Source organism: Aeromonas sp. S15(2024) (assembly GCF_041402265.1).
In the GTDB taxonomy this organism is placed as follows: domain Bacteria; phylum Pseudomonadota; class Gammaproteobacteria; order Enterobacterales; family Aeromonadaceae; genus Aeromonas; species Aeromonas dhakensis.
Genome location: NZ_JBGLQY010000002.1, coordinates 568,273 through 593,695, shown reverse-complemented (window position 1 = coordinate 593,695; position 25,423 = coordinate 568,273). Strand labels below are relative to the sequence as shown.

Genomic DNA, 25,423 nt, shown 5'->3' with positions numbered 1-25,423 from the left:
TCATTCTCTCTCTTCACTCTGCGCACCTATCTTGCCGAGGGCATTGGCACAGATGCGGTGCACGATATCTTCAAACTGTTCCAGCTCCCGCTGGCTGATGCCGGCGAGCAGCTCCCGGCGTATCTCCATGATGCGATCTTCAATCTGGTCGAGCAGTGCCTTGCCGGCCGGGGTCAGGGTGACGATGCGGGCCCGCTTGTCCTGGCTGCAGCAGTGGCGTTCCACCAGACCCTGCTCTTCCAGCTGGCCCAGGGTGCGCATCAGGGAGGGAAGTTCGATCTCCAGCGCCTCGGCCAGGGTCTTCTGGCTGAGGTGGCCGCCGAGCCGGCTCAGCTTCCACAGCGCCGTCCAGCGGGGATGAGTCAGGCCGAGGGGGGCCAGCTCGAGATCGGCCACGGTGCGCCACAGCCGATGCAGCCGGCCGACCCGCTCGGCGAGGGAGAGCTCGCGCAGCATTTCCAGGTCCTTCATCATGAGATTCTCCTTTTACTTAGCTTGCTAAGCATTGTAGTTATTTAGCAGGCTAAGTAAATAGTGTGATCGCGATCTTGTTTATGAAATTTGGAGGTAGGTCTCTGGTGGAGCTCAAACAGCATGGGTGAAGGGGTGAGTTAGGATCAGCGGCGTCTTTGAGTGAATCAGAAGGCTGGATATGGTCGGCAGGGCCCGACGAAATAAAGAGAGTCGTTTATTGGGATGGCATGAAAATAGTCACAGATTTTTATGTGCGCCCTAATTAGACGATGCAAAAAAATATTATATAAATGCGGCACTCTGTTTTTTATTAACTAATATTGATGAGTCAGCTAAACAGGGAGATGATAGCTGTGGAACGATATGAATCGGGTGACGCCCATCTCGCCATCGAGAGTCTGCTGGTGGACGTGGAATATGTGGTCGACGGCCATTATGGACTCAGCCTGGAAAATGCCGAAACCTGTCATGAATTTGACCCTGCCAATATTCCATTGTTATTAGCCGAATAGACTTTCGGCTGGTGATATCCGCACGTCATATTGAGAAGGCAGCCTGTCACAGGGCCTGCCCGCACCGTTTATCCTCTTGCTGCAAGCCGCCATTACCTGCGGGAGCGCCATGCTTGTAACAAGCTCAGCGATCGCTGTTGAGCTGTCATCATCCTCCTTTTTATCACCCGGCAGATCCTGGCCGGAGCCTTTTTGTTGATCAGGGGATCACCCTTGCCTTGTACCGGGTGATCATTCACCACTGCCAAACCTGACAGGCCATTATTGTTGGTTACAGCGCTGGTTATTTGATCGCTATTTGATAGCGACCGCTTCAAGCGCCGCTTTAAAGTGCAAAAGAGTGCGTGTCGGGGGGATTTAATGACGATGACAGGAACGGAAATACCCCCTGTAAAATGGGTGCCAACCTTGCCCGCAGGCCATAGCGTTTAAGAATTTAATGTTTTTATATGCCTTTGTTGGCGGGCTAACCGACAGGAGGAGCGGAGATCTCTAGAGTGGCGCCACACCACACGCTGGAGCATAACAATGAAAAACCTCTCTACCCCACACACCAGAACCGCCCTGTTCGGCGGTCGACAGATTGCCGGCATGCCCATGATGATCTTTCTGGGCCTCGCTACCTGCGTCCTCTTCTCGGGCTGGAACGGCTCGCTACCGCTCGGCATGGTCGGCGCGCTGGCGCTGATGTTCGTGCTCGGCACCCTGCTGACCGAGCTCGGCGAGCGCATCACCCCCATCCGCGAATACCTGGGTGGTGGCACCATACTCGCCATCTTCGGCGGCGCCGCCCTGTTTGAATACCGGATCCTGCCCGTCGAGGCGGGTCAGGTGATCATCGGCTTCATGAAGGAGGGGGGCTTTCTCAACTTCTTCATCGCCAGCCTGGTGACCGGCTCGGTGTTCGGCATGAGCGGCGCCCTGCTGAAGAACGCCGCCATGCGCTACCTGCCGGTGATCCTGGGGGGCGTCGCACTGGCGCTGCTCAGCGTCGGTCTGGTGGGCGCCCTGATGGGGTATGGCTTCAAGAATGCGGTGCTGCTCATCGGTCTGCCCATCATGGGCGGCGGCATGGGGGCCGGCGCCGTGCCGCTGGTGGAGATCCTCTCCGGGCCGCTGCAGATGTCGAGCGCCGATCTGCTGTCGCGCATGGTGCCTGCGGTAGTGATCGCCAACACCCTGGCCATTCTGGTGGGTACCCTGCTGGCCCGTCTCGGTCGCCGCTACCCCTCCCTGACCGGCAACGGCAAGCTGATGATCAAAGATAGTGCCGATGGCGTGGCCGAGGAGAAGGCGCAAGCACCGACCCTGGAGAGTCTGGGCCTGGGGCTCTTCATCAGCTCCAGCATGTTCGTGCTGGGCTCATTGCTCGGCAACTTCATCCCCATGCACCCCTTTGCCCTGATGATCCTGGCTGTGGCCGTCATCAAGGTGAGCGGCCTGCTGCCCCGTCGCTACGAGCAGGCGGCGGCCGACTGGTACCAGTTTGTGGTCACCAACCTGACCCCCTCCCTGCTGGTGGGGATCGGAGTCGCCTACACCAGCATCCCCGAGCTCATCAGCGCCTTCTCCGTCAGTTATTTCGTGCTGGTGCTGGTGACCGTGCTTGGTGGCGCCCTGGGGGCGGCGCTGGTAGGGCGGATGATCGGTTTCTACCCCATAGAGGCGGCCATCACCGGCGGCCTGTGCATGGCCAACATGGGGGGCACGGGTGACGTGGCCGTGCTCTCGGCGGCCCAGCGCATGACGCTGATGCCGTTTGCCCAGATATCCTCTCGTCTCGGGGGCGCCGTCATGCTGATCCTGGCGACCCTGCTCATCTCGCTGCTGGCATAAGGAACAAGATAATGAACGACATCATGATGGGCACCAGCCTGCCCTATGCCGAACGCAAGCGTCAGGGATTGATGGGGCGCATGCCCCACAAGGAGGAGTCGCTGGCCCAGCAGCGGCGCCGCATCTACCGGCTGGTTTCGGCCATGCAGAGCCCGTTTGATCAGCACCTGCTGCTGCGCCAGCTGCAGGAAGACAACCCGGTACTGTTCTACGAGCTGGTGCGCCACCACCTGCCGGAGCTGTTGCCCATCATCTACACCCCTGTGGTGGGAGAGGCCTGCCAGCGCCACAGCGACCTCTATCTGCGCAGCCACGGCCTCTACCTCTCCTGGCACGACCGGGACGAGCTCGACCACATCTTCGCGGCGGTGGAGCAGGAGGTGGACGTCATCGTCATCTCCGACGGCGAGCGGGTGCTGGGGCTCGGCGATCTCGGCATCGGCGGCATGGGGATCTGCATCGGCAAGCTGGCGCTCTACTCCGCCGCCGGTGGCATCAACCCGGCGCGCACCCTGCCGCTGTGCGTGGACGTGGGCACCAACAACCCCGAGCTGCTGGAAGATGACTCCTACCTGGGCTGGCAGGCCCGGCGGGTGGATGGTGAGCCCTATTACCAGTTCATGGACAAGGTGGTGGCGGCCATTCGCAAACGCTGGCCCCAGGTCGTGCTGCAGTTCGAGGACTTCGCCAGCAAGCATGCTGCGAACCTCCTGGCCCGCTACCGCGACGAGCTGTGCATGTTCAACGACGACATCCAGGGCACGGCGGCGGTGGCGTCGGCCTGCGTGCTGGCGGGCTTGCAGCAGGCGGGCAGCGCGCTGGCGGATACCCCGGTGCTGATCGTCGGCGCGGGCTCGGCCGGCTGCGGTATCGCCGCCATGCTGGCCCAGCTGGCGGGCAGCCCGGAGCGAGTGCAGCTGTTCGATCAGGACGGTCTGGTCTGCCTGGACCGGGCCGGGCTCACCCCGGCCCAGCAGCCGTTTGCCCGCCCGGCGGGGGAGGCGTGCAATTCCCTGCCAGCGCTTATCGAGCGGCTGCGCCCCGGGGTGCTGATCGGGGTGAGCGGTCAGGGCGGCCTGTTCGACGAGGCGGTGCTGACGGCCATGGGGGAGGTGTGCGAGCGGCCGGTGATCCTGCCGCTCTCCAATCCCACCCGCAGTGCCGAGGCGACCCCGGCCCAGGTGTGGCAGGCTACCGGCGGGCGGGCCCTGCTCGCGACCGGCAGCCCCTTCCCGCCGGTGGAGGTGGACGGCGCGGCGCGGGTGGTCTCCCAGTGCAACAACGTCTATGTGTTCCCGGGCATTGGTCTGGGGGCCTGCGCGGTCAAGGCGCGGCGCATCAGCGACGGCATGCTGCGGGCTGCGGTGCAGGCGGTGGGCGCCTATCCGCTGGCCGAGGGGCGGCTGCTGCCCCCCATCGAGCAGGTGGGGGAGGTGGCCCGCGCCGTGGCGAGGGCGGTGGCACTCTGTGCCCGTGCCGAGGGGCTGGCCGATTTTGCCGGTGATCCCGCACCTTTGATTGACCAGACCTGGTGGCGCCCGCACTATTGGTCCGCGTCCTGATGTTGCAAGGCTAATCGATGAAACTGCGTCACCAACTGGTCACCCTCTCCCTGGGCCTGTCACTGCTCCTGATCGTCATCCTGGGCAGCCTGCTGGCGCTCTTCATCCGCCATTTGCTGGAGAGCAACCTGGAGGAGAAGGGGGGAGATCTGGCGCGGGTATTGGCGGGAGACAGCCGGGTGGTGCAGGCGCTGCAGTGGGGGAGCGATCCGGGCCTGCGCGACTATGTGCAGGGGATCTGCAGCCGCACCGATGCCGCCTACATGGTGGTGACCGACGAGCACGCCCGCCGGCTGAGCCACCCCTCCCCGGAGCTGGTGGGTGGCCTGTTTCGCGGCGAGGATATCTGGCCCTCCCTCAACGAGCGCAGCAGCTACTGCTCCAAGGACGTGGGTACCCTGGGGCCGGCCATCCGCTGCTTCGCCCCGGTGATCGGGCCTGACGGGCGCGCCATCGGCGCCGTGGTGGTGGGGTATCTGATGCAGACGGTGGAGAGCATCTACCTGGATCGGATCGCCCTGCTCATCAGCGCCATCGGCGCCGTGCTGGGCTGCGGTCTGCTGCTGGCGCTCTGGGTCCAGCATCGACTGCGGCGTACCCTGCTGGATCTGGAGCCGGAGACCATAGTCAATCGCTTCGTGCTGCAGGAGCTGGTGCTGGAGCACATCTCGGAGGGGGTGATCGCCCTCGACTCCCGCGGCCACATCCGCATGCTCAACAGCGCCGCGTTTTACCAGCTGCGCCTGCCCGGCACCGGCCGCCACGCCCTGCTCGGCCAGCCGCTCTCGGAACTGTCGCCGCCGCTCGCCCCCGCCCTGACCCAGGTCGAGACCGAGCTCGGTTTCACCGTGCACGGCGAGTCGTTCGTCGGGCGCTGGCAGGCGGTGGAGGGCAAGATCCCCGGTCGGCTGCTGATCTTCAGCCGCCCCGAGGTGACCGGCAGTCTCGGCATGCAGGTGACCCACCTGCGTCAGTATGCCGAGATGCTGCGGATGCAGACCCACGAGTTCGCCAACAAGCTCAGCAGCCTCTCTGGCCTGCTGCAGTTGGGCCACGTGGATCAGGCGGTGGAGCTCATCCAGCAGGAGAGCGAGGCGTGCCAGACCATGCTGCACGATCTGCTGCGGGCCATCGAGGACAAGCCGGTGGCCGGGCTCATCCTCGGCAAGTTCAGCCGGGCCCGCGAGCTTGGGGTGGAGCTGGTGCTGGATCCCGATTCGGCGCTGGGGGAGTACCCGGCGGCGGTGTCGGCGGATCTCATCACCCTCATCGGCAACCTGCTGGACAACGGCATTCGCGCCGCCTGGGCCCGGCGCAAGCAGTGCCCGCCGCGGGTGCTCATCTCCCTCAACGACTTCGGGCGCCGGCTGGTGATCGAGGTGGAGGACAGCGGCGAGGGGGTGGACGAGGCGCTGGCGGACCATCTGTTTGATTACGGCATCAGTCGCCAGACTGGCGATCACGGTGTCGGTCTGTTCCTGGTCAAGGAGACGGTGGCCAGGCGAGGGGGTGTGATAGAATGGCGCCGCACCGCCGAACAGACGACTCTGTTCGGTATCTACTTGAATAAAAACCAATTGGTGTGATCTATGGAGCCCATTTTCACGCTGGTGATCGAGGATGACGAACGGATAGGATCCATTCTGGCCGAGCTGGTCTCCTCCACCCCCGGATTTTCCCTGCTGGGTCGGGCCGAAAGCCTGACCCAGGCCGATCTCATGATGCGTGCGGCCCAGCCGCAGCTGCTGCTGGTGGACATCTCGCTGCCCGACGGCTCCGGCCTGGAGTGGGTGAACCGGCTGCGCAGCCACAACCGCGAAGCCTACGTCATCATGGTGACCGCCTCCTGCGACGTGGAGACCATCCAGCAGGCCCTCAATCAGGGGGTGCAGGATTACATCATCAAGCCGCTGCGGCTGTTTCGCATCCAGCAGAGCCTGGACGAGATCCTCACCCTGCATCGGCGCATCTGCGAGCGCGGCTCCCTCGAGCAGAGCGATCTGGACCGGCTGATGGGCAAGGTGAGGCCCCAGGGGCGCGACGTGCGCGACACCCCCAAGGGGATCGACGCCATCACCCTGCGCCAGGTGCTGGAGCTGCTGGCGGGTGAGCCGGACAGCGCCTTCTCCACCGATACGGTGGCGCTGCGCTTGTCCCTGAGCCGCACCACGGCGCGCCGCTATCTGGAGTATCTGGAGTCGGAGGACAGGGTGGACGTGGATCTCAACTACGGCCAGCGCGGCCGGCCCGAGCGCCGCTACCACTGGCGGCGGGGCAGCTGAGCCGCTTGCCGCACGCAGATCCATACCAGCAAAAAGGGAGCCGAAGCTCCCTTTTTTAGGTCTATACGTCGGCACGAAAACCGGTACGACGGGCCGCTCAGGCCTCTTCCAGCAGGACGCGGCGGGCTCTTGGTTTGAACTGGGAGAGCATGACCCCGCTCAGGATGAGGCCGCCCCCCAGCAGGTGATAGCCGTGGATGGGCTCCCCCAGGCTGATGACGGCGATGAGGGCCGTGCACAGGGGCATCAGGTTCATGAAGACCGAGGTGCGCTCCGCCCCCAGACTGGCGAGGCCGCGCATCCAGCAGTAGGCGGCGAAGATGGAGGAGGCGAGCCCGGCAAACAGCACCATGCTCCAGCCCTGGGCGGGAATGGCCAGGGAGTCGGCGGAGAGGGCCAGCGGAATGAGCAGCAGCACCGCCAGCAGGATCTGCAGGTAGAGGTTGAGCCAGGGGCCGAACGGCAGTTGCCAGCGGCGGATCAAGAGGCCATAGAGGGCATAGCTGGCCGCCCCCAGCAGCATCATGCCGTCGCCTGGGTTGATGCCGCTGTGCAGCAGTGCCTGAGGGTTGCCCTGACCCAGCAGCCAGAGCACCCCGAACAGGGAGAGGCTCATGCCGAGCAGCGCCTGCTTGCCCGGTTTCTGGCCAAAACAGCAGGCCCCGATCAGCAGGGTGAGCAGCGGCAGCAGGGAGCCGATGACCCCCATGTTGGTGGCCGAGGTGCTGTGGGCGGCGTAGTAGGCGAGGCACTGGTAGAGCACCATGCCAAGCAGGGAGAGCACCAGCAGCTTGCCGAGCCAGGGGCGGAGATCGCGCCGGCGGCGCCACAGCTGCGGCAGGCAGAAGGGGGTCAGCGCCAGGGCGGCGATCACCCAGCGGTAAAACGAGATGGCGGCAGGATCCAGCACGCCGGCGGCGGCCTTGGAGACCACGGTGTTGGCGGCCCAGATCAGGATGGCGAGCAGGGGAAAGAGAAAGGGCATAGGCACTCCTTGGTATGATGGAGAGAGTCTAGCCTTGTCTTGAACGATGTAAGTAGCGTAAATAAGACATGTCATAACCGCTTTGGGACAATCTGCATGGGCACCCTCACCCTGGCCGAGCAGGATCGCCTGCTGGCCGCCCCCAACCCCCTCTATTTTCGCTACAGCCAGATCCAGGGGGGCAACGCCTGCGCCGAGCACGCCCACCCCTGGGGCCAGCTCAGCCTCATCAGTCTCGGGGTCATGGTGGTGGAGGTCGGGGGGCAGCGGCTGGTGGCGCCGCCAGACTACCTCATCTGGGTGCCGGCGGATCAGCCCCACACCGCCTTCAACGAGCAGACCCTGGACTACACCTCCATCTACGTGAGCCACGCGCTGGCGCCGCGCCTGCCACGGGAACCCCAGCTGCTGGCGCTTACCCCCTTGCTGCGGGCCCTGCTGGAGGATTTCACCCAGCGCCGGGTCGGCCACATGGAGGACGAGTGGGATGCCCGTCAGGGTGAACTCTTCATCGAGAAGCTGGCTCGCACCCGTTGCCAGCCAAGCTACCTGCCCCAGAGCCGGGATCGCCTGCTCGCCCCCCTGCTGGCGGCGCTGCAGGCGGCGCCGGAGGACAACCGCACCCTGGCCCAGTGGGCCAAGGTGCTGCACACCACCGAGCGCACCCTGGCGCGGCGCTGCCAGAAGGAGCTTGGCATGAGCCTCGGCCAGTGGCGCACCCGGCTGCGGCTGGTGAAGGCGCTGGACTGGCTGCGGGGCGAGATGCCGGTGCAGGAGATCGCCTGGCGGCTCGGTTACACCTCCACCTCGGCCTTTATCGCCATGTTCCAGCGCGAACAGGGCTGTGCCCCCCAGCGCTATCGTCAACAGCTGGGGATCGGCGCCGGGCAGGCACAGCTCTGACCGCGACCGCACCAGCAATGAAAAGGGCGCCCGCAGGCGCCCTTGTCGATCACGGGATGGGCTTAGAAGAAGCCGAGCGGGTTGATGTCGTGGCTCACCAGCAGGTTCTTGGTGTTCTGGTAGTGGTCCAGCATCATCTTGTGGGTCTCGCGACCGATCCCTGACTTCTTGTAGCCGCCAAAGGCCGCATGGGCAGGGTAGGCGTGGTAGCAGTTGACCCAGACCCGACCGGCCTGGATGCCGCGTCCCATGCGCCAGGCCAGGTTGCTGTCGCGGGTCCACAGGCCCGCCCCCAGGCCGTATTGGGTGTCATTGGCAATGGCCAGCGCATCCGCCTCGTCCTTGAAGGTGGTGACCCCGAGCGCCGGCCCGAAGATCTCCTCCTGGAACACCCGCATCTTGTTCTGGCCGTGGAAGATGGTGGGCTGGATGTAGAAGCCCCCCTCCAGTCCGCTCACCTTGGCCGGGCCGCCGCCGATCAGCATTTTTGCCCCTTCGCCGCGGCCGATCTCCATGTAGCTCAGGATCTTGTCGAACTGCTCGCGGGACGCCTGGGCACCGACCTGGGTGGTGGTGTCGAGGGGGTTGCCCTGCACTATGGTGCGGGCGCGGGCCAGCACTCTGTCCATGAAGTCGTCATAGATGCTCTCCTGTACCAGGGCGCGGGAGGGGCAGGTGCACACCTCGCCCTGGTTGAAGAAGGTCATCAGCATCCCTTCCACCGCCTTGTCGATGTAGCTGCTCTCGTGCTGCATCACGTCGGCGAAGTAGATGTTGGGGGACTTGCCACCCAGCTCCACGGTGGAGGGAATGAGCTTGTCGGCGGCGCAGCGCAGGATGTGGGCCCCCACCTCGGTGGAACCGGTGAAGGCGAGCTTCTGGATCCGGTCGCTGGTGGCGAGCGCCTGGCCCGCCTCGGCGCCAAAGCCGTTGACCACGTTGACCACGCCGGCGGGCAGTATGTCCTTGATGAGATCCATCATCAGCATGATGGTGACCGGGGTCTGCTCGGCGGGCTTGAGCACGCTGCAGCAGCCGGCCGCCAGCACGGGGGCCAGCTTCCAGGCCGCCATCAGCAGCGGGAAGTTCCACGGGATGATCTGGCCGACCACCCCGATGGGCTCCTTGAAGTGGTAGCTGACGGTGTTCTGATCCAGCTCGGCGGCCGAACCCTCCTGGGCGCGGATGCAGCCGGCGAAGTAGCGGAAGTGATCCACCACCAGCGGCAGGTCGGCGGCCAGGGTCTCGCGCACCGCCTTGCCGTTCTCCCAAGTCTCGGCGATGGCGAGCACTTCTATGTTCTGCTCGATGCGATCGGCGATGCGCAGCAGCAGGTTGCTGCGTTCGGTGACGCTGGTCTTGCTCCAGCTGGCGAACGCCTTGTGAGCCGCGTCCAGGGCGAGCTCGATGTCGGCGGCGTCGGAGCGGGCCACCTCGCAGAACACGCGGCCATCCACCGGCGAGATGTTTTCAAAGTAGCGGCCAGCGCGCGGCGCCACCCAGTCGCCACCGATGAAGTTGTCGTAACGGGACTTGAAGCTGACCAGGGCACCTGCCTGACCGGGAGCGGTATAAATCATCTCATCATCCTTATGTGTGTGGTCCTGACCGGGCTGGCGAGCAGCCCGGCTGCTGCTGTGTATCGCAAGGGACGTGCCAGAGGGTCTGACCAGCGCTTCAAAAGTTACAAAAACGTTATCAAACGGGGTGCGGCAGCGTATCTTGGTTAACCAATGACCGCGGCGGTGGCGATACAACTGTGCCGTTTCTGGACAGTGGTCGCGACAGTCGTGCCGTTTGTGAACAGGAGGTGTGATGAGCGAGTTCCCTCAATCTGGTGCCAGCCCAATCCAGCGCTCCTGGCAGCGCTGCCTGCACCAGGGGTTGAGCCGTCAGCAGAGCGCCGAGCTGGACTTGCTGCCCCAGGGGGAGCTGTCGGCCCGCCAGGAGCAGCACAGGGTGCTGATCGCCAGCTTCCGGCGCTTCGTGCTGCCGCTGTTTGACCAGCTGCTGGCGGGGCGCCCCTGTCGGTTGCTGCTGTGCGATGGCGAGGGCGCCATCCTGGCCGCCAGCGGTGACGACGGCTTCGCCCGCCATGCCGAGCGGGTCTTTTTGCGCAGCGGCGCCCGCTGGGGAGAGGCGAGCAAGGGCACCAATGCCATCGGCACCGCGCTGGCCGAGCAGCGCGAGGTACAGGTGCTCGGCAATCAGCACTTCTTCGCCCAGCACAGCTTTCTCAGCTGCAGCGCCTGCCCGCTGCTCGGGCTGGACGGGCAAGTGATCGGGGTGCTCGACATCTCCACCGATGCGGCCCACCACGGCGGCGACATGCTGGGCACGGTGCGGCTGCTGGCCATGACCCTGGAAAACGCGCTGCTGGCGCGGCAGCCAGGCTGGCTGGTGGATCTCGAGCCTCAGAGTCTCTGGTCCGCCCGCCTGCTGCTGGGGGAGGAGGGCGAGCTGCTCGGGGCCAACCGGGCCGGCCGGCTCTGGCTCGGCCAGCACCCTTTCGACGGCAAGCAGCTGCTGCGGGAGCGGCGCGGCTTGCGGCTGGTGCCGGAGGTTCATCCCGTTGCGGCCCAGCCCGGCCTGCCGGCCGCTGCCGGTGGCTCGCACGGCCGGCAGGTGCCGCTCAAGATGCTGGAGCGCGGCATCTCGCTGCTCATCGAGGGGGAGACCGGCAGCGGCAAGGAGCATCTGGTGCGCGAACTGCACGGGCAGTCGAGCCGGCGTGCGCAACCGCTGGTGTGCGTCAACTGCGGCGCCCTGCCGGCGGAACTGGTGGAAGCCGAGCTGTTTGGCTATGTCGGCGGGGCCTTCAGCGGTGCCCGCAACCAGGGCAGCCAGGGGTATCTGCGCGCCGCCCACGGCGGCATCCTGATGCTGGACGAGATCGGCGAGCTGCCGCTCTTGGCCCAGACCCGACTGCTGCGGGTATTGCAGGAGCGCGTCGTCACCCCGGTCGGTAGCCACAGACCTGAGGCGGTGGATTTCTGGCTGGTCAGCGCCAGCCATCGGGATCTGGCGGCCATGGTGGCGGCCGGCACCTTTCGCGAGGATCTCTACTACCGCATCTGCGGCTGGCGCCAGCAGCTGGCACCGCTGCGCGACTGGCCGGCCTGCGAGCGGCAGGCACTGGTCCAACGGTTGCTGGCCGAGATGGATCCTGCCCTGCACCTGACCGATGAGGCCGAGCGCCACTTGCTGGCCCACCCGCTACCCGGCAACGTGCGCCAGCTCAAGCAGGCGCTGGAGGTAGCCTGCGTGCTGGCGGAGGGGCAGGGCTGGATTGAACCCGCCCACCTGCATCTGCCGACCGTGGTTGTGGCGCCGATCGCCCCCCCGGCGCTGGCGGGCAGCACATTGCGCCAGCAGAACCGGCAACGGGTGCAGCAGACCCTGACAGAGTGCGATGGCAACGTGAGCGAGGCGGCGCGCCGGCTCGGCATCAGCCGCACCACCCTCTATCGGGCGTTGCGGGAGGCCGGCTGAGGCGTTTGTGACCTAAGTTTTTCGTGGTTAAGATGGGTCCACAAGAGACCCTTTGATGATTCTTTTGCATGGCATGGAGTGCTTTATGACGCGTACCCGATTTGATTGGCAAGACCCCTTCTTTCTCGATGGCCAGCTTGGCGAAGAGGAGCGGCTCATCCGCGACGCCGCCCGCGACTACTGCCAGGCGCGGCTGATGCCCAGGGTGCTTGAGGCCAACCGGCGCGAGCAGTTTGACCGCACCATCATGAACGAGCTGGGGGAGCTGGGGCTGCTCGGTGCCACCCTGCCGGAGCAGTATGGCTGCGCCGGGGTCAATCACGTGGCCTACGGTCTCATCGCCCGGGAGGTGGAGCGGGTCGACAGCGGCTACCGCTCGGCCATGAGCGTGCAGTCGTCGCTGGTGATGCACCCGATCCACGCCTATGGCGACGAAGCCCAGCGCCAGCGCTGGTTGCCGGGGTTGGCCCGGGGCGAACTGGTGGGCTGCTTCGGCCTCACCGAGCCGGATGCGGGTTCCGACCCTGGCTCCATGAAGAGCCGCGCCGAGCGGGTTGACGGCGGCTATCTGCTCACCGGCAACAAGATGTGGATCACCAACTCCCCCATCGCCGATCTGTTCGTGGTGTGGGCCAAGCTGGATGGCGAGATCACCGGCTTCGTGCTGGAGAAGGGGATGGCCGGGCTCTCTGCCCCCAAGATCGAGGGCAAGTTCTCCCTGCGCGCCTCCATCACCGGCGAGATCGTGATGGAGCGAGTCTTCGTGCCGGAGGCCAACCTGCTGGCCGGGGTGAGCGGCCTCAAGGGGCCGTTTGGTTGCCTCAACAAGGCGCGCTACGGCATCGCCTGGGGGGCGCTTGGCGCCGCCGAGTTCTGCTGGCACGCCGCCCGCCAGTACGGGCTGGATCGTCAGCAGTTCGGCCGCCCGCTGGCCGCCACCCAGCTGTTTCAGCTCAAGCTGGCCAACATGCAGACCGAGATTGCCCTCGGCCTGCAGGGCTGCCTGCAGGCCGGGCGCCTGATGAACGAGGGGCGCTGCCCGGTGGAGCTGGTGTCGCTCATCAAGCGCAACAGCTGTGGCAAGGCGCTGGAGATAGCCCGCGTCGCCCGCGACATGCACGGCGGCAACGGCATCAGCGACGAGTTTCACGTCATTCGCCACGTGATGAACCTGGAGGCGGTCAACACCTACGAGGGGACCCACGACATCCACGCCCTGATCCTGGGGCGGGCCCAGACCGACCTGCAGGCGTTTGAGTGATGGGGCCCCTTGCCGGTGTGCGCGTGCTGGATCTCAGCCGCGTGCTGGCCGGCCCCTGGGCCAGCCAGCTGCTTGCCGATCTCGGCGCCGACGTGGTCAAGGTGGAGGCCCCCGGGCGCGGTGACGACACCCGCCATTGGGGCCCGCCCGAGCTGGTGGCGGGGGAGGCGGCCTACTTTCATGCCGCCAACCGGGGCAAACGCTCCATCGCCCTGGATCTAGCTCGCGACAGAGACACCCTGCTGGCCCTGGTGGACTGTGCCGACGTGGTGATCGAGAACTTCAAGGTGGGGGGACTGGCGCGCTTTGGTCTCGATTACCCGAGCCTCAAGGCCCGCCGTCCAGAGCTTATCTACTGCTCCATCACCGGCTTTGGCCAGGACGGCCCCTGGGCCCAGCGACCCGGTTACGATCTGCTGATCCAGGGGCTGGGCGGGTTGATGAGCATCACGGGTCAGCCCGACGAAGCCCCCGGCGGCGGGCCGGTCAAGGTGGGGGTGGCGCTCGTCGACATCCTCACCGGCCTCTACGCCACCATCGGCATCCAGGCGGCCCTGCGCCATCGGGAGCGAACCGGGGAGGGGCAGCAGATCGATCTCGCCCTGCTCGACGTGTCGGTGGCAGTGCTGGCCAACCAGGCGATGAACTATCTCGCCACCGGCCAGGCGCCCGGACGCCTTGGCAACGGCCACCCCAATATCGTCCCCTACGACGTCTATCCCACCAGCGATGGCCACCTCATCCTGGCGGTGGGCAACGATGGCCAGTTTGCCGCCCTGGCGGCCCTGCTGGGGGAACCCGGGTGGGCGCAGAACCCCGACTTTGCCACCAACGCCGCCCGGGTACGCCAGCGTCACCGGCTCAATGCCCTGATCGCCGAGCGGCTGCTGGCGCGCAGCAGCGCCGAGTGGAGTGCCATGCTGGAGGCGGCCGGGGTGCCGGGCGGCCCCATCCTCGCTCTGGATGCGCTGTTTGCCCTCGAGCAGGGGGCGGTGCGCGGCTGGGTGCAACAGGTGCAGCGTGGCGAACAATCCTTGCCCACCCTGGCCAACCCGCTCCATCTGTCGGCCACCCCGGTGCGCTATGGGCGCGCCTCGCCGGCGCTGGATGGCGACCGGGATAGCGTGCTGCGCGACTGGCTCGGGCAGGGCTGAACCTGCCTTATCAGGCGGGGAGGTCGCGCCTGCCCGGCGCCATGCTCCCCTCTTCCATCCTCTGCCACCTCATCAGCCTAGGTGCTGGAGCCCGGGGCCGTCCCCCGTTATGATGCGCCCCGTCCATTCATCTGTTGAGGAACTTCCCATGGCACAACACATTGGCGCCCTGGCCCTGCTGGTGGCCGATTACGACCAGGCCATCACCTTCTTTACCCAGGGACTGGGGTTCGAGCTGCTGGAAGACACCCCCCTCGACGAGCCGGGCAAACCGGGCAAGCGCTGGGTGCGGGTTGCCCCCAAGGGAGCCCCCGGTTCCGCCCTGTTGCTGGCGCGGGCTGCCACCCCGGAGCAGCGGGCCGCCATCGGCCAGCAGGGGGGCGGCCGGGTCTTCCTGTTCCTCGAGACTGACGACTTCTGGGGCGATTACCAGCGCATGCAGGCGTACGGTGTCCATTTTTGTGAACAGCCGCGCACCGAGCCTTACGGCACAGTGGTGGTGTTCGAGGACATCAGTGGCAATCGCTGGGATCTGCTGCAACTCACTGCTGCCAACTGAATCTGAAAACGTTTATCATCCCGCCTGTCATAAAGTCATAAAAGTGTCACAGAAAGTTCTAATAATTGGCGCACCCATCTTCACAGAGGAGAGAGAAGGGATATGGCTAAGCGAATTCTGGTGGTCGAGGACGAAGCACCGATCCGCGAAATGCTCTGCTTCGTGCTCGAGCAGAAGGGATATGAAACAGTAGAAGCTGAAGATTTTGCCGACGGATTGGCGAAGGTGCGCGAACCCTACCCCGAACTCATCGTGCTGGACTGGATGATGCCAGGCGGCAGCGGCATCCAGTTCATCAAGCAGCTCAAGCAGGATGAGGTGACCCGCCAGATCCCGGTGGTGATGCTGACCGCTCGCGGCGAGGAAGAGGACAAGGTGCGCGGGCTGGAAGCGGGGGCCGATGACTACATCACCAAGCCGTTCTCCCCCAAGGAGCTGACCGCCCGCCTGCATGCGGTGATGCGCCGCGTCTCTCCCACCTCGGTGGACGAGGTGATCGAGGTGCAGGGGCTCAAGCTGGATCCTGTCTCCCACCGGGTCAGCGCCGAGGAGAAGGCCCTCGACATGGGGCCGACCGAATTCAAGCTGCTGCACTTCTTCATGACCCACCCGGAGCGGGTCTACAGCCGCGAGCAGCTGCTCAATAACGTCTGGGGTACCAATGTGTACGTCGAGGACAGAACCGTGGATGTGCACATCCGTCGCCTGCGCAAGGCCATTGAAGAGACGGGGCATGATCGCTTGATCCAGACGGTGCGCGGCGCGGGCTATCGCTTCTCAACCCGTCTCTAAGAGGCACTTATGTTGCAACCATACGCCTGGCGGCGCCAGTTGTGGCGAATGGCATTCTTCTATGCGCCCTTCGTCTTGGTCGGCTGGCTGACGGAGAGTCTGGCCCTGTGTCTGTTGCTGGCTACCGTCATGCACCTGGGCTGGCACTACCGTTTCCAGAAGCGGCTGTCGGACTGGCTGTGGCACGATCGCAGCCTGGTGCCTCCCAACGGCAGCGGCAGCTGGGAGTACATTTTCAACGGCATCTACAAGCTGCAGCAGCGCCACCGGGCCCGCCGTCGCGAGCTGGCGGGTCTCATTCGCCGCTTTCGGGAAGGGGCCGAGGCACTGCCCGATGCGGCTGTGGTATTTCGCACCGACGGCAGCATCCTCTGGTGCAACCGGCTGGCGGAGCAGCTGCTCGGCTTTCGCTGGCCGGAAGACGCCGGTCAGCACATCGGCAACCTGATTCGCAATCCCGCCTTCGGCGCCTACCTCGGCAAGGGAGAGTATGACGAACCGTTCGAGATGACCTCGCCCATCAACGAGGAGAAGTTTCTCGAGTTTCGCATCATGCCCTATGCCGAGGATCAGGCCATGCTGGTGGTGCGGGACGTGACCCGGCTGCGCAGCCTGGAGAAGACCCGCAAGCACTTCGTCTCCAACGTCTCCCACGAGCTGCGCACCCCGCTCACCGTGCTCAAGGGCTATCTGGAGATGACCGAGGAGCCGCCGCCGCCCGCCATGTGGGCCAAGGCGCACAGGGTGATGATGGAGCAGACCATCCGCATGGACAACCTGGTCAATCAGCTGCTCACCCTGTCGCGCATCGAGGCGGCGCCCACCGTGGATCTCTCCCATCTGGTGGACATGCCCGCCATGCTGGGGCTGCTGGAGCAGGAGGCGCGGGCGCTCTCCGGCGAGCGGGCCCACCAGATCGAGTTCATGGTGCAGCCCAATCTGCTGGTGCGCGGCGATCAGGATCAACTGCGCAGTGCCGTCTCCAACCTGGTCTACAACGCCATCCACTACACCCCGGCGGGGCGCAAGATCACGGTGGAGTGGCGCAAGCAGGGGACGATGGCGCTGTTTGCGGTGCAGGACGAGGGGGAAGGGATCCCGCCCGAGCACCTGGCGCGGCTCACCGAGCGGTTCTACCGGGTCGACAAGGCGCGCTCGCGCCACACTGGCGGCTCCGGGCTCGGCCTTGCCATCGTCAAGCATGCCCTGAGTCACCACGACTGCCAGCTCGACATCGAGAGCCGGGTCGGCCTTGGCAGCCGTTTCAGCTTCCTCATCCCCGCTCGCATGGTGGTGTTGAAATAAGCTTTTCAAGCAATGGGTTAGCAATGAAAAGAGGGCGGCGATGGCGGCCCTTTTTTCATTTGGTCAAAAGCCTCGCCATGTCATTAAAGTGTCACATTAAATCCATAAATTTGTCACTGCCAGGTCAGATACTGGCGCCGTCTTGAGAACGGACCTGTGCCAGTGCGGCGCAGGGAGAGAATGAAACGCGACCGGCCGATCGCCCCACTCGGGATGCCATCACGTTTCGGCCTCAGATTGATGACTGCCTTCCACCGCCCCGGAGTCGGGCCAAAGAGGGCAGGGAATGACACTCAGCGCCCCGGTCGGATGACCAGCACTGAGCCAAGTTAACCCGTGTTTTGATGGACTGCGTTCTGCAACCTTGGAGAGATTGGATGAAACTCAACAAACTGGCTGGTGTAATCGGATTCACCGCAGCAACCCTGTTTTCCGTCAGCGCCCTGGCTGCCGGTGTGGATAAAAATCTGCCGGATTACACTCCGACCAGCGGCATCTCGGGCAACCTGTCCTCTGTCGGCTCGGATACCCTGGCCAACATGATGACCCTGTGGGCCGAAGAATTTAAGCGTATGTACCCCAACGTCAACGTGCAGATCCAGGCCGCCGGTTCCTCTACCGCGCCGACCGCGCTGACCGAAGGTGTCGCCCAGTTTGGCCCCATGAGCCGCGCCATGAAGTCCGGCGAGGAAGAGGCGTTCGAGAAGCGCTACGGCTACAAGCCGACCGCCATCCGCGTCGCGGTCGATGCCCTGGCGGTGTTCGTCAACAAGGACAACCCCATCAAGGGCCTGTCCATGCAACAACTGGATGCCATCTTCTCCAGCACCCTCAAGTGCGGTGAAGCCAAGGCGGCCACCAAGTGGGCCGACCTGGGTCTGGACGGCTCCTGGTCTGGCAAGGATCTGCAACTGTTCGGTCGCAACTCCGTCTCCGGTACTTACGGCTACTTCAAAGAGCACGCCCTGTGCAACGGTGACTTCAAGAGCGGCGTGAACGAGCAGCCGGGCTCCGCCTCCGTGGTGCAGTCGGTCTCCTCCTCCCTGAACGGCATCGGCTACTCCGGCATCGGTTACGTCACCTCCGGCGTGCGCGCCGTACCGCTCTCCAAGGATGGCAAGACCTTCATCGAAGCGACCTCCGACAACGCCATCACCGGCAAGTATCCGCTGTCGCGCTTCCTGTACGTCTACGTGAACAAGCACCCGAACAAGCCGCTCTCCCCGATGGAGCAAGAGTTCCTGAAGATGGTGCTCTCCAAGGCGGGTCAGAACATCGTCGCCAAAGATGGCTACGTACCGGTACCGGCCAAGGTGGTCGAAGCCGACCTGAAGAAACTGGGCATCATGTAAGCCGGTTTTCTCTGCCAGACGGGCCCCGCGGGGCCCGTTTTCTTTTTGGGGCCGGCTGTGACCGCTTTCGCCGGACCGGGTGATTTGTCGACTTGCACCGGACGCCCGCATTTCCGAAAATAGGGCATCTTTATGGTGAAGGACACCTCCATGACATCTCCCTTGTTCAAGCTTGGCCTGGCGGCACTCTGTACGACCCTGCTCGCCAGCTGTGCCCAGTCTCCCACCGGTCGCAGCCAGATGCTGCTCTTCTCGCCCCAGCAGATGAGCAAGCTGGGGGCTGACTCCTTCGAGCAGATGAAGAAGCAGGAGAAGGTGAGCAAGGACGCCAGAGTGAACGCCTATGTCTCCTGCGTCGCCAAGGCGGTGACCGCCCAGGTGCCCGCCAGCTACGGCATCACCAACTGGGAAGTGGTGGTGTTTGACTCCAAGCAGGTGAACGCCTTCGCCCTGCCCGGTGGCAAGATCGGGGTCTACAGCGGTCTGCTCAAGGTGGCCAAGAATCAGGATCAGCTCGCCACCGTCATCGGCCACGAGTTGACCCACGTGCTGGCCCAGCACTCCAACGAGCGGCTCTCCCGCAGCCAGCTGACCGGCCTTGGGCTGGCGGCGGCCGACATCGCCATGGGCAGCAGCGAATACCGCGGTGCCACCATGGCGGCGCTGGGACTCGGGGTCGAGGTCGGCGTCATGCTGCCCTATGGTCGCGAGCAGGAGAGCGAGGCGGACCGGCTGGGCCTGGATCTGATGGCCCGCGCCGGTTTCAATCCGGCCGAAGCCATTCCTCTCTGGCAGAACATGAGCGCGGCCGCGGGCGGTAATGCGCCGCCCCAGCTGCTCTCCACCCACCCCAGCAACGAGAGCCGGATCGCCGAGCTGCAGGCCCAGCAGGCTGAGGCCGTGCCGCTCTATCAGCAGGCCCGCGCCTCCGGACTGGTGCCCCAATGCAAGGCATAAGCCTGCGCATGGCGCGGCCCGATGATGCCGCCGCCATGACGGTGATGCAGCGGGCCAGCTGGCTCGCCGCATATGGCGACGTGCTCGGTACCGACATGCTGGCCCAGCTGGCGGTCACCGAGCACCTGCAGATCTGGCAGCGCCGGCTGGCGGAGGCGGGCCCAAGGCCCATGCTGCTGTGTCAGGACGAGGTAGTCATCGGTTTGCTCTACTGGCAGCCGGAGCTGGCGGGGGAATACCCCACCGCCTGGATCCGTGCTTTTTACCTGCATCCAGACCACTGGCGCCAAGGCCACGGCAAGCGGCTGTGGCAGGCGGTGGCGATGCAAATGCGGCGGGCCGGCTGTGAAGGCGTCAGATTGTGGCTGCTCGATGGCAACCACATAGGTGAGGGGTTTTATCTGCGCCGCGGCTTCGTCTTCGATGGTAAGGAGCGCACCCTGATGAGCCTCGGCCAGCCCTGCCTGCAGCGACAAATGTTTCGTTTGCTTTGATCTCTCTCCCGTTTTTCGCCTCCGGTCACTTTATTTTTTTTGCGAATTAATACAATGTCCCCCTCTGGACAGGCTGAGGTGAGGCGGCTCACCGACAAGGGAGTGTGGCATGTATTACGGCTTTGATATTGGTGGCACCAAGATAGCGTTTGCCGTCTATGACGGCGCTTTGAATCTCTGCCACGAGGAGCGCGTGAGCACTCCCGGCAATGACTATCAGGGGCTGCAGCAACTCATTCGCGAGCGGGTCGAGCAGGCGGATGCCCGTTTTGGCGCGCGCGGTGCGGTGGGCATCGGCTTTCCCGGCATTCTCAACCGGCACGACCACAGCATAGTGGCGGCCAATCTGCCCTCCATCAATGGTCGCCACCTGGGCGCCGATCTGGCCGAGCTGCTGGGCAGACCGGTCAAGGTGGACAACGATGCCAACTGCTTCCTCTGGTCCGAGGTACATCAGGGGGCGGCGGCGGGGGCCGACAGCGCCCTCGGCGTCACCATAGGTACCGGCATCGGCGGCGCCGTCTATCTGGCGGGCAAGCTGATCCAGGGCCGCAACTGGCTGGCGGGGGAGATAGGCCACTACCCGCTGCCGGCCACCATGCTGATGAAGTACCCCGACCTGCCTCGTCCCCGTTGCGGCTGCGGTCGCCTGGTCTGTTTTGAAACCTATGCCTCCGGCACCGGGCTGGAGCGGCTCTACCATCACTTTCACGGCCAGCGTGCCAGCGGCCACCAGATAGTGGGGCGCTTCGAGGCGCACGAGCCCCATGCGGTGGCCACGGTCGACTGCTGGCTCGAGATCATGGCCGCCGGACTGGCCACCGCCATCTCGGTGGTCGACCCCGATGTGGTGGTGCTGGGAGGCGGCCTGAGCGGCCTGCCCGCGCTCTATGAGCAGTTGCCGCTGCGCCTGCCCGGTCACCTGCTGCCCGGGGTCGCCCTGCCCGAGATCCGCGAGGCCCGCTTCGGCGGCGCCGGCGGGGTGCGCGGGGCCGCCTTGCTCAATTTATGAGATCAGATCCGGGGTCTGATCTCCCCAATAAAGGAGTCCATCATGACCTTTCTTGAAATCTGTATCGACAACCTGGAATCCCTGTTTACCGCCCAGGCGGCCGGCGCCGATCGCATCGAACTTTGCTCTGCGCTGGGGCTGGGCGGTCTGACCCCCTCCTATGGCTTCATGCAGCTGGCGGCGCGCCATGCCACCGTTCCCGTCTACGCCATGATCCGGCCCCGGGCCGGCGATTTCTGCTTTGGCGAAGGGGAGTTCGAGATGATGCTGCAGGATATCGCGGCGGCCCGTGCCGCCGGCCTGCAAGGGGTGGTGGTCGGTCTGCTGGACGAGGAGGGACGGGTGCCTGCCGCCAGACTCGGCCAGCTGGTGGAGGCGGCGGGGCCCCTTGGCGTCACCTTCCACCGCGCCATCGACCTCTCCTCCGACTGGCGCCTCGACTTGGAGACCATAGTCGCCGCCGGCTGCGAGCGCATTCTGAGCTCGGGCCACGCGCCGACCGCGCTGGCGGGGCTCGAGACCCTGCAGGCGATGCAGCAGGCGCTGGCGGGGCGCGCCAGTCTGATGCCGGGTGCCGGGGTCAATGCCGACAACGTGCGTACCATCATCGAGTTTACCGGGGTGAACGAGGTGCACATGTCCGGCATGGGCTGGCGCGGCGGTATGGTGCCCCATGGCGTCAACATGGGCACCTCGGACGACGGTCGGGTCAATATCACCGACGGCGCCAAAGTTGCTGCGGTGCGAGCTTTGCTGGACAAGGCCTGATACTGGCCGCACGGCGGCATGGTGTCTCGTCATGGGGTGTCAACATGGACACCTCGGACGACGGTCGGGTCAATATCACCGACGGCGCCAAGGTGGCGGCGGTGCGGGCTCTGCTGGACAGGGCCTGATACGGCTTGAATGTGAGCAGGGGTGATGGTGCTCTGTTTTGCTCCCTTCTCCCCTGGCGGGAGAAGGGCCGGGGATGAGGGGGCTGATGTGAGGCACCTCCCACCTGGGGGCAAAACCGGGGACAGGCCGGCAGCACCCGGCGCAAAAGTCTGATATTATCCCGTCTCTTTTACCCTCAGGACCCGGAGCAACTTCTCAATGTCCCAATACGACTCTATCGAACAGAAGGCCAGCTATGGCATCGGCCGCAACATGGGTGATCAACTGGCGCAGCAAGCCTTCGCCGGTCTGGATATCCCGGCCCTGCAGCAAGGTCTGGCAGATGCCCTGAATGGTCTGGAGTTCGCGGTCAGCCGTGACGATATCAACGATGCCTTCCAGGTCATCACCGCCCGCATGCAGGAAGAGCAGGAAGCCGTTGCCAAGGCTGCCGCCGCCGAAGGCGAAGCCTTCCTGGCCGACAACGCCAAGCGCGCCGAAGTGAAGACCACCGAGTCCGGTCTGCAGTACGAAGTGCTGGTGGAAGGCAACGGTGCCGTACCGGTAGCCGGTCAGTCCGTGCGCGTGCACTACCATGGTACCTTCACCCACGGTGGTGTGTTCGACAGCTCCGTCGCCCGCGGCCAGCCTGCTGAATTCCCGGTAACTGGCGTGATCGCCGGCTGGGTAGAAGCGCTGCAACTGATGCCGGTTGGCTCCAAGTGGAAGCTCTACATTCCGCAGGATCTGGCCTACGGCGCACGCGGTGCCGGTTCCATCCCGCCCTACTCCGCCCTGGTATTCGAAGTGGAGCTGCTGGACATCCTGTGATCCGGCTGGCTTGATTGATACAGACGGCGACCCTCGGGTCGCCGTCTGTTTTTTTGCGCCGCGCACGGCGGGGCATGGGCAGCGCCTGCGCTTTTGGATATAGTCATGGCTCCTGCTGGGAGAGCGCCCATGGCTGCCATCATTGAAGTCGTCGATCTCGTCAAGCACTTCCCCGGCGTCAAGGCGGTGGACGGGCTCAGCTTTGCCATTCCTGCCGGCAGCTGTTTCGGCCTGCTCGGCCCGAACGGGGCGGGCAAGACCACCACCATCGAACTGCTGGAGGGGATCCTCACTCCGGACAGCGGCCAGATCCTGTTCCACGGAGCCCCGCGCGGCCCCGACTACCGCTCCCGCATCGGCATCCAGTTCCAGCACACGGCGCTGCAGGATTTCCTGACGGTGCGCGATACCCTGCGACTGTTTGCCAGTCTCTACCCGGCTCCCTTGCCCCAGGCTCAGCTCATCGAGCTGTGTGCGCTGGGGGAATTCATCGATCGGGACAGCCGCAAGCTCTCCGGCGGTCAGCGGCAACGGCTGCTGCTGGCCTTGGCCCTGCTCGGCGACCCCGAGCTGCTGTTTCTGGACGAGCCCACCACGGGGCTCGATCCCCAGGCCCGCCACCACTTCTGGCAGCGCATCGAGGCGATCAAGGCGCAGGGCAAGACGGTGGTGCTCACCACCCACTATATGGACGAGGCCCAGCAGCTGTGCGATCAGATTGCCATCGTCGATCACGGCCACCTGCTGAGCCTGGATACCCCGGTCGCCCTGCTGGCCCAGCATTTTGACGGCGTGCTGGTGCGCCTGGCGGCTCACCCGGCCCTCGCCAGTTTCGGCTATCCCCTGCGCCCGCTGGGCGAACAGGTGGAGCTGAGCTGCCCTGACGTGGCGGACTTGCTGCCACGGCTGCTGAGCCTGGGCGTGCCGCTGACCGGCATGCAGGTGCGCTCCCCCAATCTGGAGGATCTCTTCCTGCACCTGACCGGCCACAGCCTGCGGAGCGGCGCATGAACGTGGCCCCGTGGCACACCGCAGCGGTATCTGCCTGCATGTCGCCCCAGTCTGCCAGCCCAAGGAGTACCAGATGACGGGATCCCTCAAGCGCATCGGGGCGCTCTTCTATGCCCGCAACCTGGAGTTCGTGCGGGATCGGGCCGCGCTTGTCTGGAACCTGGCCTTTCCGCTGCTGCTGGTGCTGGGGTTCACCCTCATATTCTCCGGCCCGCCCAAGCCGCTGGTGCAGATGGGCGTGGTGGGGGAGCTGCCTGCGGCCTATACCCCGCTGCGCGCCGTGCCGCTGCTCAAGATCATCCCCTATGACGAGGAGGAGAAGGGTCGGCTCAAGGTACGCCACCATCAGCTGGATCTGCTGCTCTCGCCCGGCACGGGCCGTTACTGGATCAACCCGGATGCCCCCCAGGGAGCCATGGCCGAGTATCTGCTGCGCCAGGCCGTGCCGGCGCCGCTTACGCGGGAGACCCTGAGCGGGCGCGCCATTCGCTATGGCGACTGGCTGCTGCCCGGGGTGATCGGCATGAATCTGATGTTCTCCGGCCTGTTCGGGGTGGGCTTCGTCATCGTCCGTTACCGCAAGAACGGGGTGCTCAAGCGGCTTGGGGCCACCCCACTCTCGGCCGCGGAGTTTCTCTGCGCCCAGCTGCTGTCGCGCATCCTGATCACCCTGGTGGTGAGCCTGCTGGTGTTTCTGGTGGCCTACTTTCTGCTCGGGGTGCCGCTGCTCGGCTCGGGCTGGCTGCTGCTGTTGATCGCCCTGCTGGGTGGGGCATCCATGGCCTCCCTCGGCCTGCTGGTGGCGGCCCGCATCCAGAACGAGGAGCTGGCGAGCGGGCTGCTCAACGTCATCAGCATGCCGATGATGTTCCTCTCCGGCGTCTGGTTCTCGCTGGAAGGGGCCCCCGTCTGGCTGCAGCAGCTGGCGGCCTGGCTGCCGCTTAGCCAGATCATCGCGGCGGCCCGTGCCGTCATGCTGGAAGGGGCAGGTTGGGCCGAGGTGGCGGCGCCACTGGGCTGGGTCCTGTTGTTTACGCTCTGCTGCATCACCCTGGGCAGCGCCCTGTTCAAATGGAGTTACAGATGAAGCTATCGATGAAGTCACTGCCGCTGGTTGGCGGAACCCTGCTGGTCCTGCTGCTGAGTCTGCCGGCCAGTGCCGGCGCCATGCGATGCAAGAATGCGCTGATCACCGAAGGGGACAGCACCGCCGAGATGCTGATCAAGTGCGGCGAGCCCATGCTGCGCGAGGAGCTGACCCGCAACGAGGAGAACCAGTTCGGCAACCTGGTGCAGGTGAAGTATGGGGAGCGCTGGACCTACAACTTCGGCAAGAACGAGTTCATGCGCTTCGTCACCGTGCGTAACGGGGTGATCACCGACATCGAGAACGGCCCGCGCGGCAATTGATCCTGCCGACCGGATGCTGCGCGCCGAGTGCGGTGGTGTGGCTCCGGTCTCTTTCCGGCGTTTACGCCCCCGTTCCCACCTTTCATCCCTCTCTTCCGGTTGCCCGGTATTGGTTCATTCTCCCCAATAACGGGCCCTGTTGTTGGCAAAACGCGCCCGATAAATGCGTTGTCAGCGCGTTTTTCTGCCCCAATCCGGTGCGTCCGATTTTTTGCGAAAAATAATCCTCACATTATCGGGGGCTTGGAACCGTAGGCCATTTTGCGAATAAGGGTCTATTTTTAATTCTAAGAGTGCATATCGGCCCGTTGACCTATTTTGTGCTGCTGCACCAAGGTTGGGCCGGCTTGCACCGGTTGACAG

At 64.9% G+C, this 25,423-nt stretch carries 24 protein-coding genes; 21 read left to right on the top strand and 3 right to left on the bottom strand.

The annotated features are described in order from the left end of the window. Positions 1–474, bottom strand: coding sequence for a transcriptional regulator SlyA (gene slyA / locus ACB033_RS06760; protein ID WP_010634735.1), 474 nt, complete (start codon positions 472–474; stop codon positions 1–3). 320 nt (positions 475–794) lie between these two features. On the opposite strand from slyA, the gene ACB033_RS06755 reads away from it, so the two are divergent. From ACB033_RS06755 to ACB033_RS06735, 5 genes are all read left to right on the top strand, one after another. Next, positions 795–986: a hypothetical protein gene (locus tag ACB033_RS06755; protein WP_017764158.1), complete on the top strand. Its 192-nt coding sequence runs from the start codon at positions 795–797 to the stop codon at positions 984–986. Positions 987–1,514: 528 nt separating this feature from the next. Continuing rightward, on the top strand, positions 1,515–2,822 hold the full coding sequence (locus ACB033_RS06750) for a 2-hydroxycarboxylate transporter family protein (protein ID WP_139725397.1): 1,308 nt from the start codon (positions 1,515–1,517) through the stop codon (positions 2,820–2,822). Between the two features lie 11 nt (positions 2,823–2,833). Continuing rightward, complete coding sequence (locus ACB033_RS06745; protein WP_139725398.1) at positions 2,834–4,384, top strand: NAD-dependent malic enzyme; 1,551 nt, start codon at positions 2,834–2,836, stop codon at positions 4,382–4,384. Positions 4,385–4,401: 17 nt separating this feature from the next. Then, positions 4,402–5,970: a sensor histidine kinase gene (locus ACB033_RS06740; RefSeq protein ID WP_126881330.1), complete on the top strand. Its 1,569-nt coding sequence runs from the start codon at positions 4,402–4,404 to the stop codon at positions 5,968–5,970. Positions 5,971–5,973: 3 nt separating this feature from the next. Further along, positions 5,974–6,666 carry a response regulator gene (locus ACB033_RS06735; protein WP_005303332.1) on the top strand — a complete coding sequence of 231 codons (693 nt, stop codon included), beginning with the start codon at positions 5,974–5,976 and terminating at the stop codon, positions 6,664–6,666. A 97-nt stretch (positions 6,667–6,763) separates the two neighbouring features. Here the strand turns inward: ACB033_RS06735 and ACB033_RS06730 are convergent, their stop codons facing one another. Continuing rightward, complete coding sequence (locus tag ACB033_RS06730) at positions 6,764–7,651, bottom strand: DMT family transporter (RefSeq protein ID WP_017788552.1); 888 nt, start codon at positions 7,649–7,651, stop codon at positions 6,764–6,766. A gap of 96 nt (positions 7,652–7,747) precedes the next feature. Here ACB033_RS06730 and ACB033_RS06725 point away from each other — a divergent pair, with 96 nt between their 5' ends. Then, positions 7,748–8,554, top strand: coding sequence for a helix-turn-helix transcriptional regulator (locus tag ACB033_RS06725; protein ID WP_005298514.1), 807 nt, complete (start codon positions 7,748–7,750; stop codon positions 8,552–8,554). 62 nt (positions 8,555–8,616) lie between these two features. On the opposite strand, the gene ACB033_RS06720 is transcribed toward ACB033_RS06725, so the two are convergent. Further along, positions 8,617–10,134, bottom strand: coding sequence for an aldehyde dehydrogenase family protein (locus tag ACB033_RS06720; protein WP_139725399.1), 1,518 nt, complete (start codon positions 10,132–10,134; stop codon positions 8,617–8,619). Positions 10,135–10,369: 235 nt separating this feature from the next. Here ACB033_RS06720 and ACB033_RS06715 point away from each other — a divergent pair, with 235 nt between their 5' ends. The 15 genes from ACB033_RS06715 to ACB033_RS06645 all read left to right on the top strand — a co-directional run bounded on the left by ACB033_RS06715 (position 10,370) and on the right by ACB033_RS06645 (position 25,060). Beyond that, the gene (locus ACB033_RS06715; protein WP_371140419.1) at positions 10,370–12,046 is read left to right on the top strand and encodes a sigma-54-dependent Fis family transcriptional regulator; all 1,677 of its coding nucleotides are present in this window, start codon (positions 10,370–10,372) and stop codon (positions 12,044–12,046) included. Positions 12,047–12,131: 85 nt separating this feature from the next. Next, positions 12,132–13,307, top strand: coding sequence for an acyl-CoA dehydrogenase (locus ACB033_RS06710; RefSeq protein WP_371140418.1), 1,176 nt, complete (start codon positions 12,132–12,134; stop codon positions 13,305–13,307). Then, the gene (locus tag ACB033_RS06705; protein ID WP_371140417.1) at positions 13,307–14,461 is read left to right on the top strand and encodes a CaiB/BaiF CoA transferase family protein; all 1,155 of its coding nucleotides are present in this window, start codon (positions 13,307–13,309) and stop codon (positions 14,459–14,461) included. Before ACB033_RS06710 ends, ACB033_RS06705 begins: the two co-directional genes overlap by 1 nt. Positions 14,462–14,609: 148 nt before the next feature. Next, positions 14,610–15,020, top strand: coding sequence for a VOC family protein (locus ACB033_RS06700; RefSeq protein WP_010634726.1), 411 nt, complete (start codon positions 14,610–14,612; stop codon positions 15,018–15,020). A 102-nt stretch (positions 15,021–15,122) separates the two neighbouring features. Then, positions 15,123–15,812 carry a phosphate regulon transcriptional regulator PhoB gene (phoB, locus tag ACB033_RS06695; protein WP_005298527.1) on the top strand — a complete coding sequence of 230 codons (690 nt, stop codon included), beginning with the start codon at positions 15,123–15,125 and terminating at the stop codon, positions 15,810–15,812. A 9-nt stretch (positions 15,813–15,821) separates the two neighbouring features. Next, positions 15,822–17,117 (top strand): phosphate regulon sensor histidine kinase PhoR, encoded by a 1,296-nt coding sequence (gene phoR / locus ACB033_RS06690; RefSeq protein ID WP_005298529.1) that lies wholly within the window; start codon positions 15,822–15,824, stop codon positions 17,115–17,117. A 377-nt stretch (positions 17,118–17,494) separates the two neighbouring features. Continuing rightward, a complete protein-coding gene (locus tag ACB033_RS06685; RefSeq protein WP_005298532.1) occupies positions 17,495–18,469 on the top strand; it encodes a PstS family phosphate ABC transporter substrate-binding protein in 975 nt (324 codons plus the stop codon). Positions 18,470–18,619: 150 nt separating this feature from the next. After that, positions 18,620–19,426, top strand: coding sequence for a M48 family metallopeptidase (locus tag ACB033_RS06680; RefSeq protein ID WP_017785985.1), 807 nt, complete (start codon positions 18,620–18,622; stop codon positions 19,424–19,426). Further along, on the top strand, positions 19,414–19,920 hold the full coding sequence (locus tag ACB033_RS06675; protein ID WP_371140416.1) for an N-acetyltransferase family protein: 507 nt from the start codon (positions 19,414–19,416) through the stop codon (positions 19,918–19,920). Before ACB033_RS06680 ends, ACB033_RS06675 begins: the two co-directional genes overlap by 13 nt. Positions 19,921–20,029: 109 nt before the next feature. Beyond that, entirely contained in the window at positions 20,030–20,932 is a 903-nt protein-coding gene (locus ACB033_RS06670) for an ROK family protein (protein ID WP_005298538.1), read from the top strand. A 42-nt stretch (positions 20,933–20,974) separates the two neighbouring features. Further along, positions 20,975–21,700 carry a copper homeostasis protein CutC gene (locus tag ACB033_RS06665; RefSeq protein WP_139725405.1) on the top strand — a complete coding sequence of 242 codons (726 nt, stop codon included), beginning with the start codon at positions 20,975–20,977 and terminating at the stop codon, positions 21,698–21,700. A 327-nt stretch (positions 21,701–22,027) separates the two neighbouring features. Next, positions 22,028–22,639 carry an FKBP-type peptidyl-prolyl cis-trans isomerase gene (locus ACB033_RS06660; RefSeq protein ID WP_005298548.1) on the top strand — a complete coding sequence of 204 codons (612 nt, stop codon included), beginning with the start codon at positions 22,028–22,030 and terminating at the stop codon, positions 22,637–22,639. A gap of 129 nt (positions 22,640–22,768) precedes the next feature. Beyond that, entirely contained in the window at positions 22,769–23,650 is an 882-nt protein-coding gene (locus ACB033_RS06655) for an ABC transporter ATP-binding protein (RefSeq protein ID WP_139725406.1), read from the top strand. 73 nt (positions 23,651–23,723) lie between these two features. Then, the gene (locus ACB033_RS06650; RefSeq protein WP_139725407.1) at positions 23,724–24,737 is read left to right on the top strand and encodes an ABC transporter permease; all 1,014 of its coding nucleotides are present in this window, start codon (positions 23,724–23,726) and stop codon (positions 24,735–24,737) included. Beyond that, the gene (locus ACB033_RS06645; RefSeq protein ID WP_162519873.1) at positions 24,734–25,060 is read left to right on the top strand and encodes a DUF2845 domain-containing protein; all 327 of its coding nucleotides are present in this window, start codon (positions 24,734–24,736) and stop codon (positions 25,058–25,060) included. The genes ACB033_RS06650 and ACB033_RS06645 overlap by 4 nt, the downstream gene beginning before the upstream one ends. Positions 25,061–25,423 lie beyond the last annotated feature (363 nt).

Bases quoted from the DNA above. Each gene is read 5' to 3' on its own strand.
- slyA (WP_010634735.1), bottom strand. From the start codon at position 474: ATGATGAAGGACCTGGAAATGCTGCGCGAGCTCTCCCTCGCCGAGCGG.
- ACB033_RS06750 (WP_139725397.1), top strand. From the start codon at position 1,515: ATGAAAAACCTCTCTACCCCACACACCAGAACCGCCCTGTTCGGCGGT.
- ACB033_RS06745 (WP_139725398.1), top strand. From the start codon at position 2,834: ATGAACGACATCATGATGGGCACCAGCCTGCCCTATGCCGAACGCAAG.
- ACB033_RS06740 (WP_126881330.1), top strand. From the start codon at position 4,402: ATGAAACTGCGTCACCAACTGGTCACCCTCTCCCTGGGCCTGTCACTG.
- ACB033_RS06735 (WP_005303332.1), top strand. From the start codon at position 5,974: ATGGAGCCCATTTTCACGCTGGTGATCGAGGATGACGAACGGATAGGA.
- ACB033_RS06730 (WP_017788552.1), bottom strand. From the start codon at position 7,651: ATGCCCTTTCTCTTTCCCCTGCTCGCCATCCTGATCTGGGCCGCCAAC.
- ACB033_RS06725 (WP_005298514.1), top strand. From the start codon at position 7,748: ATGGGCACCCTCACCCTGGCCGAGCAGGATCGCCTGCTGGCCGCCCCC.
- ACB033_RS06720 (WP_139725399.1), bottom strand. From the start codon at position 10,134: ATGATTTATACCGCTCCCGGTCAGGCAGGTGCCCTGGTCAGCTTCAAG.
- ACB033_RS06715 (WP_371140419.1), top strand. From the start codon at position 10,370: ATGAGCGAGTTCCCTCAATCTGGTGCCAGCCCAATCCAGCGCTCCTGG.
- ACB033_RS06710 (WP_371140418.1), top strand. From the start codon at position 12,132: ATGACGCGTACCCGATTTGATTGGCAAGACCCCTTCTTTCTCGATGGC.
- ACB033_RS06705 (WP_371140417.1), top strand. From the start codon at position 13,307: ATGGGGCCCCTTGCCGGTGTGCGCGTGCTGGATCTCAGCCGCGTGCTG.
- ACB033_RS06700 (WP_010634726.1), top strand. From the start codon at position 14,610: ATGGCACAACACATTGGCGCCCTGGCCCTGCTGGTGGCCGATTACGAC.
- phoB (WP_005298527.1), top strand. From the start codon at position 15,123: ATGGCTAAGCGAATTCTGGTGGTCGAGGACGAAGCACCGATCCGCGAA.
- phoR (WP_005298529.1), top strand. From the start codon at position 15,822: ATGTTGCAACCATACGCCTGGCGGCGCCAGTTGTGGCGAATGGCATTC.
- ACB033_RS06685 (WP_005298532.1), top strand. From the start codon at position 17,495: ATGAAACTCAACAAACTGGCTGGTGTAATCGGATTCACCGCAGCAACC.
- ACB033_RS06680 (WP_017785985.1), top strand. From the start codon at position 18,620: ATGACATCTCCCTTGTTCAAGCTTGGCCTGGCGGCACTCTGTACGACC.
- ACB033_RS06675 (WP_371140416.1), top strand. From the start codon at position 19,414: ATGCAAGGCATAAGCCTGCGCATGGCGCGGCCCGATGATGCCGCCGCC.
- ACB033_RS06670 (WP_005298538.1), top strand. From the start codon at position 20,030: ATGTATTACGGCTTTGATATTGGTGGCACCAAGATAGCGTTTGCCGTC.
- ACB033_RS06665 (WP_139725405.1), top strand. From the start codon at position 20,975: ATGACCTTTCTTGAAATCTGTATCGACAACCTGGAATCCCTGTTTACC.
- ACB033_RS06660 (WP_005298548.1), top strand. From the start codon at position 22,028: ATGTCCCAATACGACTCTATCGAACAGAAGGCCAGCTATGGCATCGGC.
- ACB033_RS06655 (WP_139725406.1), top strand. From the start codon at position 22,769: ATGGCTGCCATCATTGAAGTCGTCGATCTCGTCAAGCACTTCCCCGGC.
- ACB033_RS06650 (WP_139725407.1), top strand. From the start codon at position 23,724: ATGACGGGATCCCTCAAGCGCATCGGGGCGCTCTTCTATGCCCGCAAC.
- ACB033_RS06645 (WP_162519873.1), top strand. From the start codon at position 24,734: ATGAAGCTATCGATGAAGTCACTGCCGCTGGTTGGCGGAACCCTGCTG.